1 pseudogene is annotated in these 431 nt (G+C 66.1%); it reads right to left on the bottom strand.

Features of this window, described 5'->3' with window-relative positions:
- Positions 1–431: pseudogene (fliI, locus tag AACY08_RS30075) on the bottom strand (flagellum-specific ATP synthase FliI); the annotation flags it as partial.

The following is a 431-nucleotide window of genomic DNA, read 5'->3' as shown; positions in this document are numbered from 1 at the left end:
GCACCGCGTCTGCGACCGGTTCATTATGATCGTCGCCATCGACCAGCACGGTGAACAGACCGGTGATCGAGCCTTGGCCGGGCAACCCCGGCCCCGCCCGCTCCAACAAACGCGGCAGTTCGGCAAAAACAGTGGGGGTATACCCCTTGGTCGCGGGGGGTTCGCCGGACGCCAGCCCGATCTCGCGCTGCGCCATCGCAAAGCGCGTGACCGAATCCATCAGGCACAGGACGTTCAGCCCCTGATCGCGAAAATGCTCGGCAATCGCGAGCGTCGTCCACGCCGCCTGCCGCCGCATCAACGCGGGGGCGTCGGAGGTCGCGACAACGACGACGCTGCGCGCCAGGCCTTCCACCCCTAGGTCGTCTTCGACAAATTCCTGTACTTCGCGGCCGCGTTCGCCAACCAGACCGATCACCGCGACATCGCAC

This window comes from Pseudomonas sp. EL_65y_Pfl1_R83, assembly GCF_963970695.1.
Lineage (GTDB): Bacteria > Pseudomonadota > Gammaproteobacteria > Pseudomonadales > Pseudomonadaceae > Aquipseudomonas > Aquipseudomonas tritici.
The sequence above is the reverse complement of the archived record's forward strand: the minus strand, read 5'-3'. Positions and strand labels throughout refer to the sequence as shown.